This is a genomic window from Endozoicomonas sp. GU-1, assembly GCF_027366395.1.
Lineage (GTDB): Bacteria > Pseudomonadota > Gammaproteobacteria > Pseudomonadales > Endozoicomonadaceae > Endozoicomonas.
In genome coordinates this window covers 1988220-2003282 of record NZ_CP114771.1, presented here as the reverse complement: position 1 = coordinate 2003282, position 15063 = coordinate 1988220, and the positions used below count along the sequence as shown (strand labels likewise).

At 52.0% G+C, this 15063-nt stretch carries 7 protein-coding genes; 1 reads left to right on the top strand and 6 read right to left on the bottom strand.

Annotated features, from left to right (window positions below):
* Positions 1-114 precede the first annotated feature (114 nt).
* Positions 115-1515, top strand: a complete 1401-nt coding sequence (locus tag O3276_RS08005; RefSeq protein WP_269675160.1) for a hypothetical protein — start codon at positions 115-117, stop codon at positions 1513-1515.
* A 69-nt stretch (positions 1516-1584) separates the two neighbouring features.
* Here the strand turns inward: O3276_RS08005 and mnmH are convergent, their stop codons facing one another.
* The 6 genes from mnmH to O3276_RS07975 form a co-directional block, all read right to left on the bottom strand.
* Entirely contained in the window at positions 1585-2706 is a 1122-nt protein-coding gene (gene mnmH, locus O3276_RS08000; RefSeq protein ID WP_269675159.1) for a tRNA 2-selenouridine(34) synthase MnmH, read from the bottom strand.
* A gap of 129 nt (positions 2707-2835) precedes the next feature.
* Entirely contained in the window at positions 2836-3717 is an 882-nt protein-coding gene (locus O3276_RS07995) for a type I secretion C-terminal target domain-containing protein (RefSeq protein WP_269675158.1), read from the bottom strand.
* Entirely contained in the window at positions 3635-5506 is a 1872-nt protein-coding gene (locus tag O3276_RS07990) for a calcium-binding protein (protein ID WP_269675157.1), read from the bottom strand. Before O3276_RS07990 ends, O3276_RS07995 begins: the two co-directional genes overlap by 83 nt.
* Positions 5415-10289 (bottom strand): hypothetical protein, encoded by a 4875-nt coding sequence (locus O3276_RS07985; RefSeq protein ID WP_269675156.1) that lies wholly within the window; start codon positions 10287-10289, stop codon positions 5415-5417. The genes O3276_RS07990 and O3276_RS07985 overlap by 92 nt, the downstream gene beginning before the upstream one ends.
* Positions 10255-13530 carry an Ig-like domain-containing protein gene (locus tag O3276_RS07980; protein ID WP_269675155.1) on the bottom strand — a complete coding sequence of 1092 codons (3276 nt, stop codon included), beginning with the start codon at positions 13528-13530 and terminating at the stop codon, positions 10255-10257. The genes O3276_RS07985 and O3276_RS07980 overlap by 35 nt, the downstream gene beginning before the upstream one ends.
* Positions 13527-14876 (bottom strand): TolC family outer membrane protein, encoded by a 1350-nt coding sequence (locus tag O3276_RS07975; protein WP_269675154.1) that lies wholly within the window; start codon positions 14874-14876, stop codon positions 13527-13529. Before O3276_RS07975 ends, O3276_RS07980 begins: the two co-directional genes overlap by 4 nt.
* Positions 14877-15063: the final 187 nt, after the last annotated feature.

Here is a 15063-nt window from a genome sequence, read left to right as displayed (position 1 = left end):
AGTGGAATGGCTGAACCAAACAATTTTGCTCAGCAGCGTTCATCAGCATTATCGCAGGATCGGATTGCATTCTGGTCAGATCATTCTCGGATTGAGTCCCGGCGATGCGTCAATATGACTGAGTTTATCCATGCCTATATCCACCCACCTGGCCAGCATGCTGATGGGACTCCGATGTCGGATCAGGAGCGGTTGGAAGAGAGAGAGTTCGCCTCTCTGGTGGATTCGATGACCGGCAGGAGTGCTTGCCAACACGCCACAATCGCTGAAAGAAGCGTGAAGCCTTTCAGGCTGAACGGCCTTACCTCGATGTTAGTTGGGCTTGTGTATATTCTTTCCGGTACGGGCGCTGTGGTGTTCCCTGTTCACAGGAGGGGCAATAACTGCAGGTTGAGTGACGACGCCCTGGAAATAGCCTTCTGTCAGGAAGCCAGATTTGAAAGAGAGAAACCGGAAGATTTGATCTGTTCGCATGCTGACGATTGTCCTGTGAGGGGGTATCCTGACACATCATTTTCGGTTAAATCTACCCATTCAGTCTGTCAGGCCATTACCAATCGACATCCAATGTTCCATGAATTTGAACGGATCAATAAATCGTTTCTTGATCAGCTCTTACCAACTATCAACGAAGACCGTCAGGAGAAGATCATTCAAGCCTACCGGTCAATGAGCTTTGATCTTAACAACCGGGAGGGCTCAAACGTTGCCCTTATTCTATCCGGTGGCACCCGGGCGACCGCCCAGCTGACCAGAGAAAATCACGCCGCTTACGCCAGGCTTCGGGGTATCAATTACCGATTTGTATATCCATTTGAATTTCGCGAAGAACTGGGGGCAAAGCAGCTGTACTGGCTGAAAGTCTTCGCTCTTAAAAACGTCCTGGAGTGTGAAGAGGTGCCTGCCGGTCAATGGGTGGTGTGGCTTGATGATGATATTGTTATCAATGACTTTCCCGGTATTTCCGGAATGCTCGACAAGTATATCAAAGAGTTTGGGAACGCTGATCTGCTTGTTGCCGGAGACAACCGCTGGGCCTTGCTTAATACCGGGATACTATTGGTGAAAAAGACCGAGAAAGCACGGTCATTTTTGCATATGTGGTCGTTATTCAGTAATGACCGGGTGCATGGCTATCAACCGCAAAATCATACGTTGCACGAGCAGGGTGTATTGAAATACCTCGTTAAGCATGGTTTCTTATTTGCCCCAATCAACAAAGACCTTAACTTGATCAGGATAGTTCCAAACAGGGTCAGGACCAAGGGACTCAATCTCAATACCTACCAAAGGGATGCATTTGTCAAGCAACAGCCCTGGTACGATCAGAGCCTGCAAATTCAGGGCGTTGATGAAGAACGGGAACAGGGCTATGAGGATGGAGACAGTTTTATTCATCATGGCACGAAGCTATTTCGAACCCGGCTCATTTTGGAGTCATTACAACAGGCCATCGATAGTTATCAGCGTCTTAAAGAAGCATCTCGTAACAGTGCTTTTTTTGATGCTCCTTAACTGGATATGGCAATTTCAGGCAGGGCCCTGTATTTATTAGAGCCTTGCTACCGCCAATGATGGCCTTAATCAGTTTATCAATGATTTGTTGTAGTAATGCTCAATAGCCTCACGATCCCCTCGAAAGATCACTTTACCCTCCTTATGCTCCAGCTGATAGTCATACATGGGGTCGTAATAATTGCTGAGCAGATCACTGATCAGAGGGCTGTAGCCTGCTATTCCCCCGCCCGATCTATGTTGCGCGATGGCGTTTTCCAGAATATTGGTTAACTGCTGATAGCGTTCTCCACCCAGTCGGCGGCGAATACGGTAAAGGCTACCAGAGAGGCCTTCGACAAATTGCTCAAAACCCTGTGGTTCACCATAAGCGGCAATAAACTGGGCAAGATTGTTGGTCACATACTCCTTAAGACCAATCCTGACCCGCTCTTCCATGGTCTCTTCAAGCAAAATTAACGGGGATTGCTGCATTTTGTCCCGCATCGTCTGGGGCAGGCTGCAGCGGCCAATCAGCTTGCTTTCATCTTCCAGCAGTACCGGCATTCCGGGGTGCCTGTGACGGTGCTTCAGCAGCGCGATGGACAGGCGATTTTCAAAATCGATCTGGCCCGGCTGTCCACCGTATCGGCGGCCAAAGCTGGAGCCTCTGTGGTTGGCAAGGCCTTCCAGGTCAATGCTGTAAGGCAGTTGTTGAATCAGCCAGGTTTTGCCGGTACCGGTTTTGCCACTGAGGATAATGAATGGAATTTCATCAATGGAGCGTTCCAGTTCATCGATCAGAAAACGTCTCAGGGCTTTATAGCCACCTTTGATTAATGGGTAAGGGTAGCCAGATTCCTTCAGCCACTGCTGGGTAATATGGGAGCGTTGTCCTCCACGAAAGCAGAACAGGTACCCTGCTGGCTGTTGCCTGATCAGTGATTGCCAGGCTTCGAGTCGCTGAGCCCGGATATCATCAGTAGCCAGCCTGTAGCCCAGAGTAACAGCCGCCTCAGGTCCTTCTTCTTTATAACAGGTACCAATCAGTTCCCGTTGGTGGTTATCCAGAATGGGGATATTGATCGCCAAAGGGAAGCTGCCCTTGGCGAACTCCACCGGGGCACGAACATCCATCAACGGAATGTCCTGCAGAAAAATAGACAGGAAGTCTTCAGTGTTGGCTCTTTCTTGATTTGCGGATGTCGTCATTGAGGGCTGCTGTGGCTGATCAAAACTGCATAGTTTCGTATCCGTAGCAGTGATTTGGCAAGTGTGAACAGGTGCAGGAGTAACCGTAACTACCCCTACTGGAACGTCACCACAGCGCTTGAGCGAAAGCTAGATAGGAAACCCGGTGATCAGGTAACCTTGTTCCAGCTGGTATTTCAGCGCATCTTCCGAACTGCTGCCCTGTAACCAGTCGACATTTGCAAGCTCAATGGTATTGGTCCAGTGATGGGCGCTGGTACTGGCAAGGTTCAGGTTGGTGCTGCTGCCGTTGGTGTTCAGCGCCATGTAATCATAAGGCTGGGCGCTGGCTTCTGCAGGCAGGAAGCCTGAGATATCGATAACATCTTCTGCGCTGTGAAAATTGAATACCCGGTCATAAGCGGGTGCAGCTTCACTGCCTGCGTCTTCTTTCCGCCAGTAGAGCCTGTCTATTGCATGGCTGGTTGGGCTCAGCTCCAGAATATCGTTGCCAGACCCGCCTCTCAGTTTGCTGCCCTCATTGTTGGCATACAGGTGATCATCTCCGGCACCGGCATTTACAATGCCATCGCCCTTTAATTCAGGGGCTGGTGGTGCATACAGAGTATCTTTTCCCTGGTGACCAAACTGATGGGAGACAATCAGGTGACCCTGTTCAACCAGCGAGCTTAAACGTTCTGCAGTATCCATGGTGTTTCCCCCGGGCAACAGCGTTTCCAGCGGTATGGTATCCAGGGTAATCACCTCGGACATTGCAGTGATCCGCGCTTTCCCATCCATTTCATCAATGGTGACCTGGTTCGCCAGATCACTACCGGACCACACCTCGTCAAGGTTCAGCAGCTGGCTCAAATCAATAACGTCCACGCCGGGCTCGAAGTCCCGGATAGCGGTTGAACCTGTATCGCCAGCCTCAAAGAGGAACGTATCACGGCGACCATCGCCTGAGCCTGAGTACGCTCCCCCCCCAAACTGTATTGTTTCCTGACCCGGGAAGTATCTGGTTTTCACCGTTACCCCCGGCAATGAGATCATCTCCATTACCAGCGGAGATCTTCGGCGTTGTACCATCGGAAATGATAATATCGCTGTTTGGGGTGCCGCTGATGTCTTTACTTTTTTCAACCACCACAATGTTCAGGGCAATGACATCACTGCTCTGGTTATTCCCATCGCCAACATCGGAGATGGCCTCAACATTCAGGGTATAACTTCCGGTTTGATGATCTTTAAGGTACAGGTTTGGCAGTGCACTGCTGACCAGTGCAATACCTGCTGGGCTGGAGGAAGGCGTGCCGGTTGGTGTTCCGGCATGGTTAACCAGCGATGCACTGCCTGGCAGTCCCTGAACAAGGGTGTAGAGCTCCGTGCCGACCAGGTTGCTGACCGTCTCAGCCGGATTGATCACTGAAGCCCGGATCAAAACAGGCGCTGGTGTCTCTACGGTGGTAATGATGCTTTTGCGATCAATCTGCAGTGAGGGCTTATCAGACTCTGGCGCAATGGTAATGGTGCTATCCATCACAACTTCAGGGCCATAGGCTGTTGTCAGTCCATCGGTTTTATCCACAGACCGGACGGCCAACGACATCAGCAGTGTTCCATGACCATCGCCCGGATTAAATTCCAGCTCGGGTAATGTGGTATCCGCTGTTGCTATGGTTGCGGTGTAACCGCCTGAGTCATTGGCTGAGAATATGGTTGTCGTTTGGTCAGGAATAGTGAGGCTGGGTTTGATGGCCTCTGGCTCAGAAGGCATCAACGTGGGGGTGCTGCCCGGTAAAATCGTCAATGTGGCCTGAAGTTCTTCCGGATGGTCATGTTTGTCTGAATGGCTGTCTGTGGTTTTGGCATTCAGACGAAAGGCGATGGGAGTGTTTTCATCACCCGTCATTGCCCCGGGAATGTGATCCAGTGTGATGGGGTCACCCACAGGTTGTACCGTAATCTGAAATGCCTGCTCGTCACTGCAAACCGTACTCAGGCTCTGTTCGTGGCTGTGACTTTTCAGGGTCAGTTGCACGACACCGCTGAAGTCTTTCACCGGCCTCAGGAACAGTGGCTGTACATGGCCGTTGTTATCCATTAAGTGTGCTGGAATCTGCCACTTCCCGCTCCCGTTAAATGGCAGGGGCTTGCCAGAACTGTCCTTGACCACCTTGCCATCAGGCAGGCCAGAGAGCACAACAGAGATGACTTCAGAGCCATCACTATCGTTCAGGGCAGCAATCAGCCCTTTAATAGGGATATCTGAGTCTTCAAGGCCTTCCTGATTGGGTGCAGTAAGGGTGGCACAGTGATTGACTGGTTTGACTATCAGGTCAATCGCTTTGTTAAATACCTTGCTGTCGGTATTTCCGGTTCCCGGAGCGGTATCCAGTACTTCTACAGTCAGCGGCATGGTATAGGTTCCAGCCGGAAGTCCCGCTCCGGGAGTGAAGGTGAAGCGTGCTATCCGTTGCTCAAACTGCGCTTCTGTTTCGGATATTTGCCGAGCTACTGAGTTGTCCGGTTGCAGCCCATCACCACGGATAACGATATTGTCCGGTGGTTTAAAGACAACTTTTTCGATGGTTTCCGAACCATCAATATCGGAGGTTCTTAACTGCAGGTGCATGGGTTCGGGGTGATCCGCATCCTTCCACTCATCGGCCACCGCTGCCGGTTTTGTCCAGGCTCTCAAGTCATATACCGAATCTTCCGGTGGTTCATCCGGTGAGTTTTCCACCACCGGCAGTACCTTGAACGGGATCTTGAAGTCTGTTTTGCTGGTCTGGTCGGAATCGGTATTTCTCTTCAATATGTGATAGGTAATACTGTCCTCTCCGGAAAAGTCCCTGGGGGGGGCGAAATTGAAGGTTTCCGACGTCTTCCGGCCTGGTGATGTACTCGGTGACCTCACCATCGTTATTCCAGTACACCGTCGTGAAACCTTTAAGGCTCCACCCGTGAAGATCAGTCACCGTCATACGGAATGTGGTTTCTTCCTCTGAAGAGGTGTGGGTCTGGTCGAGGTTGATGCAACGGTCTGGAATAGTGAAGTAGTAATCCTCTTTACCCTCTACCGGTTCTCGGCAGACAAACAGGTTCTCTGGTGGTATCGGTTGATCCGGGCAACCGGTATTCTCTTGGACAATGACCTCCATCCGTGCATAGCGTGCTTCCTCATCCCCAGCGTCTTCAACAATGACTTTCGTATGGACAAAGTACCTGCCCTTCTCGGTAAAATGAAGCGAGACGCCATCAAGTTCGCCACTTTGAATCAGCCATTTATCGTTATCAAAGATCAGCTCCTGTCCTCCAGAGGTGTGCAGATGCCAGCCTCCTGTCACCTTGTTTCCGGCAGGGTCATAAACCTCGATTTCATATTGAGGTCGCTTGTCGTTTTTTATCTGCTCACTGCCATCTTTATCGGTGGCAACCAGTTGTAATGCCGCCAGTGACACATCATTGCCTGTAAAAGGCCCGGGGTTATCAATAATGACCCGGGTGTTTTCATCAGGATTGAACGGTGTGGCTGGAGGCTGTTCTCCATCAACTTCACCTCGCCAGTCAATATGCCCACTGACGGTTACCTCTTTTATCGCCGTTACATCATTCTGCTGATCCGTGATGTCTACAGTAAAACTGAAGTCGGTGCTCTGACGGGTGGGTGTCGGGTAATCATGATCAATCGTTCCATCTGAATGGATCGGTACTATGCGGATATCACCTGCAGCAAGCGCCCTTTTCAGTGCATCCAGACCGCCCGTGTGATCAACCAGGGACCCGCACTGGTTGGCCAGCAATGCGCCATTTACCATCAGTTGGAAACCATCGGGCAAATTGAATCCGGTAATATCGGTCATGGCTTCGCTGCCATCACTGTCGCCCAGGGTGAACCCGGTAAGGGCCAGTGGCGCTCCGCCCGAGAGAAATTTGCCGGCTATGTCCAGTTCAACTTCATTACCCCGGATGGGGGCGATGGCTTGATCCCGGGTATCCACCACCGGGGCAAAGATAGCTCGCAGCTGGTAGTCAAAAACAGCATGGGCTCCGTCCAGTTCTGTCACCAGAACCTTCATGGGCACCAGTGTCTCACCGGCATAGTCCGGGGGTGGTGTTAACCGATATTTGCCGGAGATAAGATCAGCTGCCGTTATTTGGAAAAACGGTTTGTCATTAACGAGATAAGCGATGGGCGGCTGCCGTCCGTGATTATCTTCCAGACGAAACCGGCTGTCTTTCAGGGTAACGACTGAGTTCAGGCTTTCGGAGCCATCCATATCTGTTGAGTGCAGATCAAACAACAGGGGCAGTCTTTGGTCTTCTTTGCCGTGGCCTGTCAACTCATTGGCTTTATCCGGATTCACGGTCCAGGTATCATTCGGCGTCACTTCCGGCGAATCTGGAACCCCTTTGATGCTTATTTGCATAAACCGGTCCGGTGATATGGCTTCTTCTTTGCCAGCCACCGGTGTGAGCCCATCCTGAGAAGACTCACGACTGATGGCGTTTATCTGCAAACGAACATCGTCAAAGTTTGCCGAACTTCGATCTTTTCCCGGTTGATAATAGAGACGGTCAATATCCGGACCAGTGGCTTCAAAGCTGTTCGTTGAGCCGGGCGCTATTTCTGCCCAGGCGCTTCCCTGCTGAATCCACAGGCGGCCTATAGCTTCACTGGGCTTAACCAATGGTGTGACTTTCAGGAACAGGCTTTCAGACCCGTCCGTGTCCACCAGGGCTGCCTTGATGTGGCTGCCAATGGCAATGTGCTGATCTTCATTTCCCGTTATCTTAACGGTGTCAGGGGCAGCACCCGCAGGCATAACCAGCAGTGTGGGAGGGTCTGCCACAGGTTGAACATTGACAATAATCGTTGCCGGTGATCGTGCAATAGCAACAGCAAAATAACCTTGTTCGGTAGCGATGGCATCCACCTTTATTTCCAGTCTGCCGCTCCAATGTTCATCAGACTGGACAACCAGCTGCCCAAACTGCTCTGGCGTAAGTGTGGCCCCGGCATTAATTTCCTGTCCATGACACAACAGTTTCATGCTGTCTGGTAATTGCATTATCTGGTATGAAAGGACTTCCGATCCATCCTTATCCTTAAGATCGGCTTTTATGCTGTTGCCAAGGGGAATGCTTTGATCCTCCTCACCGGTGACCACAGGTATCTGTTCGGGCCAGGTGGGGGGATCCGCTACACCTTTAACATGAATAACCACCGGAGTGCTGAGGCTTTGAACCGGCCCCGGGTTGTTGCTGATGGTGGCATTCAGGTTGAGCGTGACCTGGTGGTTGTGGAGGGTAAAGTCCGACGCATCGGCTGCGGGCAGATAGCCAAGATTGACAACGCTCAGGATGATGCTGCCGGAAACCATGCTCCGGCTCATGGCGGCAAGGGGGATATGTACGGTATCACCCGTGGCGCTGAGAAGTTTGCCATTCCAGATCAGCGTGCCTCCCTGAAGATCGCGGGTGCTGACCGATAGGCTGGTCAGGGTTTCCTGCCGGTCCGGGTCCCCAAGATCAATGGAAAAGGAGAGAGCAATAGGCGTTTGCGTGTCTTCAGGGCCTTCGGTATTGATGACGCTGGTGAACGTTGCAGCCCGGTCAGCAATAGTGATCTGGAAAGGTGCCGAACTGTTATCACCATCGCCATCCACAATGGTGTGGAACATCTTCAGGGTGAAGTTCTGTCCCGCACTGTGATTAATATGAGGATAGGAAGGGAACCACCATCTGCCATTGCTCTGAACGGTCAGTATGCCTGCATCCGTGGTAATGGTGGTTTTACCGGTTGGGCTGACTGGATAGACCATATTCTGGTAGGTGATGGCGGTGAGCCTGGCATTATCGGCATCGGCATTCAGGGAATCGTTTCTTAGCAGATTACCACTGAAAGTCTTGCCTTCTTCCCCAATGGGCTGGTTATTTTTCCGATAATAGTTGCCGTTGGCCACCGGTACGGTATCCACGACGGTGTAGAGAAAATTTGCGGGTGTGCTGTTGAGGCTATTGTCACTGTCGCTCATCAATACAGGTATGGTCAGGGTAATCGAGTTGCTCTGGCTGGCAAGCGACGGCGGGTGATCGAGGTTGTCCAGCTGTTCAAATTGAATAGTGGCCGCAGTCGGTTGTGGATCATTCACTGAAAAACGGAAAACCGGCAGGTTATCATTGGCCCGGCTGATGGTCAGCACTGACTGGTCAGGACCAGACACAGTAATACCGGTCAGTGGCTTACCATCGGAACTGAACCCGGCCACCTCCTGGGCAATGATGAATCGATCAAACACGGGGACGGGGCGGTCAGAACCCGGGATATAGTGGAGGGTACCGGTCACGGAAGTGTCGTTGCCTTTGTTAATGTCCGTGGTCGCCGGTGGCTGGGTGATCTTGCCGGGGGTTGGGTATTCACCGTCCAGCAGTGACAGGGTCAGGACGTCACTGGTTGTAGTGCCATCGGCATCTATGGCCTCCAGGGTATAGCTGACGGGCAGCATCGGGGTGTTCAGTCCGGTCGCCGTCAGGTGATCAAGGTAATGATACCAGGTGATGCCAATGGTGGCGGTTACTGAGGTGCCTGAGGGCACATAAATCACCTTTCCATCAGGCTGTATCGTGGTCAGACTGAAAATTTGATCCTTTTGTTTGCCATCCTGAATGGACCAGGCTTCCCAGGTTTCAGGGTAGCGGACTCCTGCCGAGGGTCCGAAGTACCGAATGGGCAGGCCATCTGCTGTCAACCGGTTGCCCAGGTCATCAAGGGCAAAGCCGCTGTTGTCGACGACAGGGGGCAGAAACCAGACTTTGATCACGGCATCGGTATCGGCACGGATGTCGACGTTGATCCGCTCGCTGGCCGGTGTCCTTTGATACAGGGGCTCGGTCATTTCCAGGTCATTTATCGCCAGCTTCAGTTCCAGATTGCTACTGACATCATTGATCTGAACCGGAATCTGTTTTTCCGTGGTATCACCGTCTGAATCCGTGATGGCCACCGCGATGGATAAGGGCCAGCTGCCCTTATCCTGATCCATGGGATGGTAGAGTTCTACTGTGTAGTGCAGTGAGGTCGACAGTGCGGGGAGTGGGTGATCATCCAGCGTCACGGTGAGTACCGGGGATTCCGGCTGGGCAGGCCAGTGCAGGGAAAGGGTTGGCCCCTGGGCTTTCCAGGTCAGTGGCTGTTGGTTGGCGAACAATCCATCCAGTCCGGGCTGGCTGGCTGAAAATCGCCAGCTGTCTGGCACGATCTGGTCGGACTTCGGGGTGGCTGTAATTGTCCCGGTGGCGGTGACCGGCAGGTTTACTTCATTGATGTTGACCCTCGAGGGATTGCTTAATACCGGGGATACACCGTCAATAACGGTCGCCTTAACCTTACTCTCTGTAACTGCCGGTGTGCCGTCAATATCGTCAAAGGTAAAGGGCAGGGAAAGGATAATTCGCTCGTCATTCACCATGACTGAATTATTGCCGACGGTACCGGCCAGGTGATCCAGTGGACGAGCCAGCTCACCATTAACCCTGACCATTAGATTTTTGTTATTTTTGTTAATAGCCGACAGTGTCAGAGTGAGGATGTCCATGTTTTGGCCATTCTCGATAACATTGCCCCCGAAGCTGGTTACCGGCTACTGTGAAGCTAACCGGGGTGCCCAGTGAGGTCAGGATACCGTTCAGGTTGTCAGGATCTGCAGTGAATTTCAGGCTTTGGGGGGCGATGGCATCAGAGCCATCGCCATGCAGGGTGGCAATAGGGCCAGCGTAATACTCGGGATAACGGGGAGACGTGGTCAGGTTGTTTTCGGTAAAGGTCAGGTTGATCTGCTCATTTCCCGTGGCGGCCGGGCCATCTTTAATTCTGACAGAAACAGCCGCATGAGCGGTATCGCCACTGCTGTCGGTGACAGTGTAGGTAAACTCCTGAGGCAGGGGTTGCTGGCCAGGATGATACAGAGAGTCCAGGGCCGTGTAGGTGTAATTGCCATCCGGTTTAACGGTGAGCGTGCCGTACAGGGTTTCAATGCTGGTGTCGGTTTGGAAATTGAACACCTGCCCGGTTTTTATTGTGGTGTTTTTATCCAGATAAAACCGGTCAAGGGAGACTTTAGTGACGGTGAGAGTCTCAAGACATTGCACATCATTGTCCAGCAGGTTACCGGTCACCGTTTCACCTTCTGTGACCTCAATATAATCATCCCTCAGGGTTACGCCACCATCAATCACCGACAGCGTTACGGTATGGCTGATGGTATTGAGGTCATGATCGCTGGCGGTGAGTACCACGGGCATTATCGCCGGCTCAGGTTCTGTGACATTCAGGTTGGCCAGCTGTTTTACCACCAGGTTGGCAGACAGATTGCCTGAGGTGTCGGTGCTGATATTGTTCAGTTGAATGCTGAGCACCGGTTTGCTGGTCAGGGTCGATAGCACCAGGCTCTGGTTTCCCGGACCGGGATGCAGGTTATCAAGATCGAGACTGTCTCCATCACTCGTGGGCAGCCGACTGGCCAGGGCGTTGTTCAGCTGCCTTGAAGTGGTATTAATATCAAACTGCAACTGATCCGGTGGCAGGGGGTCGGAACCTTTCAGGACGGTAATCTGGCCGCTGTCCGAAATGGGGCCGGGCTGGTCACACTCCTGGTCGATGGGCATGGTGCTGACGGTATCGGTGGAAAAACTCAGTGCTGTACCATCCTGTACCGTAAAACTGATGGTAGCACTGTCGCTGTCCCCATCCGTATCAGTAACGGTAAAGGTAAACGTCTCTGTCAGTGTACTGTCGGTGGTATGAATAAGGTCAGGTTTGGCAGTATAGTTCCAGGCACCATCGGGAGTGACATACAGGGTACCGTATTGACCGGGGAATGGGTAAAAATCCGCCATGTCACCGCTGAGATTATGGCCACTGGTTAACGGAGTGCCATTGATGGCCGTGAGCAGACCACCATCGCTTCCGGCTTGTACAGTGGTAAATAATTTGCCGTTATGCGCACTCCACATTGCTGTAGTGCCTTCCTGCACAAGAACTGGCGTATGATCCACCAGGGTTGGCACATCATCCGTGATGGTGACTCTTAACCCTGACTTGGAGTAATGGGTTCTTTGATAGGTTGGCGAGTAAAGGCTTTTCTGATAGGGCAGGATAAAGCTGAGTTCGTCATTGCCTCCCGGATGAAAAAAGGGACGGTCAACCTGTAAAGTGGCCAAGCCTGTGCCTGAGTCCGGCAGGTTAAACGTGAGGGCTGTCTGGGTTGATGTCCCATCATGGTAGACGGCAGTCAACGTTTTGTGGCTGGTGATCTGCCAGCTGACCGGAAAGCTGGAGCCGTTGTCAATAATGCTGATATTGTCGGGTAGATCGGTAAGGTAACCGGGCTCGATAGAGAGTACTGTGCCGCTGGCTGAAATGGGATCTATGTCCTTGGTAGCTCCCAAATCAACGCTTTCCTGAATGTTGATGTCCGAAGGGTTACCGAGGGGCATCAGATGATCGGTGGCGATGGTGCAGGTACAGTCTGCAACGGATGCCAGAACCTGGTAATTGCCTCCTTCGGTTATAGGTGCCATAAAAGGGGGATGGCTCCAGTGGTTATCCTCTACCGGGACCTTGCTTGGGACTTCGGTCGTTATCCTGTTTTGAAATAAGCCGGGGCCAAAAAAAACAGTAACCTGCTGTCCATTGTCAATACCTGTGGTCTCACCGGTTATGGACATATTAAAGAAATGGATGCCGTAAGTGTCGATATCGTTGATCCAGATACCTGCTTCGGTATCAATGGACAGTAGCAACTCAGCAGTGGCGGTATTACCGGCCATATCGGTAATTTGCGCTGTCACAGTATGGGAACCATCAGACAAGGGATGGGTAATTTGTGCAGACCAGGTTCCGTTGTTGGCAACCGGAATGCCACTCTTCAGTGGTTGGCCATCAGCAAACAGTGCTATCGTACCGTTGGCTTCACCGGTACCGGTCATCACCGGTGTGTTATCGCTGGTAGGATTGTCGTCCGTATCGGCTGCCTTGCCGTAACAGGAGTCACTCTGGGGAGCTAGCTCAAGGGTGATTTCGGTGACGGTATCCAGCAGAAACATCGTGCTGTCTCTGGCAATATTACCAGCCAGATCGCTGGTTTCTGCTGTTATGGTAATGGGGCCATTGAATAACCCGCTCCCGGTAAGATCCGGTGCTTCAATTTGCCAGCTGCTGCCATGGCTGTTCACCGTTGTTTTCAGCTGCAATTGATGGCCGACCTTATCCGTCAGGGTCAAGGTAACCGGGCACAGGGGCTCGACATTCACCACCCGGCCAGCGATGGTCAGCGCCCGGGACTCATGGTCGTTGACGATATTATCCGGGGTGATTGGTGTATTGATGGTAATCAGTGCCAGGCTATCCATAGTGGTCTGGTCACTGTCGCCCTCATGCAACGTTTCCGTGATCTCCGGTAGATGATCCGGCCTCGTGCCAATGCCTGCATCGGGTGTGATTGTCGGCGTATACAGGGGAATGATGGTGGGAGTCATCAGTCCTTCATCGGCGGTCTTTTCGTTTGCGTCCCTTATGTTATCGCCAGCCAACGTGATTGATGGCGTGTCTGACAACAGATAATCATTGGCGTTGATTAGCTCACTGACGGATAAAGCACCGGCTGCTATCGGATGAATCAGGATATCTGCGTTGCCTTCAAGCTCAATCAGCTCGCCAGCAGTCAGCCGTTCTCCTTCTGCCAGCAACTGACGACGTTGGCCTGACAACAGCTTCCAGGCATGGCCGACAACGCTAATGATCCTGCCATCATTACGCAGCAACACGAGTTTATTCATGGTGTGGCACCATTACCAGGAGCCCAGTCCGGCGGCAGCGTCAGTTTCAGCGACTCAAGCAGTCGGCCGGTAATATGAAGCAGCCGGTAGAAGGCATCGAGCTGTGCAGCCCATGCCCGGTTCCATGCCAGTTCTGCTTCAAGGCTTTCGTTCTCTGCGTTCAATACATCCAGTAACGACCGTTCTCCAAAAGCAAATTGTCTCCGGTAGGCAGATACCATATCCAGGCTGTAGGCGACGTGTTTCTGTAATTGCGGAATTTGTCTGTTCAGCTGAGTATGGGCTTCCCATGCGAGACGGGCTTCTTGCTGGGTATCCAGCAATGCCTGGTGGTATATATCTTTCGCTTCATTCCAGCGGCTGAGGGATGCCTTGATACGCCCGGAATCAGCACCACCATTAAACAGGTTGTAGCGGGCATGGAACATCAGGCTGTAATCATCATCACGCCCGATCACGCCATTCGTGTTGTAGTGCCATGACCGGGTTGCCTCAAAGGAGATTTCCGGGTAGAAGCGTCCCTTGCTGGCCATGTACTCACTCTCTGCAGCGTTATTGTCCTGCAGCGCTGATTTGAGTAATGGATAGTTTTTGCCAGCCAGCAGTACTGCCTGCTCCATAGTATCTGGCAGTCGGTCAAAATCAGGCACAGGTTCTTGAAGAGTGCTGGTTGGGACTCCCACCAGCCGGACAAACTGGCAACGGGCATCCTGCAAATTGTTGTCAGCAGCAATGGTATTGGACTGAGCCCTCGCCAGTCGGCCACTGACAAGACTGAGGTCGGCAGTGCTCTGCACACCGGACTCAGAACGTTTGAAAATGTTGTAATAGATATCCTGGTGAACCTTCAGGTTTTGCTCGGACATGGCCAATGCCCTTTCCATCATGATCACAGTCAGATAGGTCTGGGTGACTTTGAGTGCCATCTCGGAAGCGGTGGTTATCAGTCGGTACTGTGCAGAGCGTGTGCTGGCTTCAGATCTATTACTGTCGTGTATTGTGGAAAAACCGGCAAAAAGCACCTGGCGAAGCGCGATAGAAGACTCATACCGATGAAGTCGGTCATCACTGTCAGGCCCACCGGCACGGGTTGCCGGGTTGGAGGTCCATTCATAGCCAGAGCCTCCCTGTACATGCAATGTTGGCAGGAATCCTGATTTGGCAATGCTTTGCTCATGAACGCGGGTCTGCACTTTTTGCATGGCCAGGTGCAACTCCGGACTCGTCATCAGTGCAGTAGAGACGGCTTCTGCCAAACTTTGCCCACTTGCTGACGGGATGTTAGCAGCAACCATCAGCACAGGCAGCCAGAAGCGCAGATGATGAATACCGGCAGGACGCTTCATACTCATAACCGTGTTGAAAATGTTCCGGGGATGATCTTTCCCGTATCGGGGGCAGTGAGGTTCAGGCAAACAAGGTGAACTACCTGACAATTAACAACTGACAAGAGCCAAGGATAAAAACTCTGAGTAAGAATAGATGATTTTTTTTGTGTCTGACTGAGAATGGCGGGGGAGGCATTTCTACTCT

Bases quoted from the DNA above. Each gene is read 5' to 3' on its own strand.
- O3276_RS08005 (WP_269675160.1), top strand. From the start codon at position 115: ATGACTGAGTTTATCCATGCCTATATCCACCCACCTGGCCAGCATGCT.
- mnmH (WP_269675159.1), bottom strand. From the start codon at position 2,706: ATGACGACATCCGCAAATCAAGAAAGAGCCAACACTGAAGACTTCCTG.
- O3276_RS07985 (WP_269675156.1), bottom strand. From the start codon at position 10,289: ATGGACATCCTCACTCTGACACTGTCGGCTATTAACAAAAATAACAAA.
- O3276_RS07980 (WP_269675155.1), bottom strand. From the start codon at position 13,530: ATGAATAAACTCGTGTTGCTGCGTAATGATGGCAGGATCATTAGCGTT.
- O3276_RS07975 (WP_269675154.1), bottom strand. From the start codon at position 14,876: ATGAAGCGTCCTGCCGGTATTCATCATCTGCGCTTCTGGCTGCCTGTG.